This is a genomic window from Polaromonas sp. P1_G1 (assembly GCF_056405595.1).
In genome coordinates this window covers 1-357 of sequence record NZ_JBFUBU010000305.1, presented here as the reverse complement: position 1 = coordinate 357, position 357 = coordinate 1, and the positions used below count along the sequence as shown (strand labels likewise).

Here is a 357-nt window from a genome sequence, read left to right as displayed (position 1 = left end):
GTCGCCAGCAACGGTGGCGATGTGGTGCAGCAGGTCGTTCGCACCATGGGGCAGATCTCTGCTAGCGCCAACAAAATCAACGACATCATTGGCCTSATCGAAGGCATCGCATTTCAGACCAATATTCTTGCTTTGAATGCTGCCGTGGAAGCAGCCCGTGCTGGTGAACAAGGCAGGGGCTTTGCAGTGGTGGCCTCTGAAGTGCGCAGCCTGGCGCAGCGCTCGTCCGGCGCAGCCCGTGAGATCAAGGACCTGATCGGTGCCTCGGTCAATAGTGTGGCGGCGGGCAGCGATCTGGTGGATAAGACGCGTCAGGCCATGGAGCACATTACCGGCGCCATTTCTGAAGTTGTGAGT

The 357-nt window shown here is 58.7% G+C and carries 1 protein-coding gene; it reads left to right on the top strand.

Annotation, left to right across the window (positions count from 1 at the left end; genetic code table 11):
* Positions 1–357, top strand: a 357-nt coding sequence (locus AC1D1Y_RS26975) for a methyl-accepting chemotaxis protein (RefSeq protein ID WP_477685035.1), incomplete at both ends; no start/stop codon positions are given.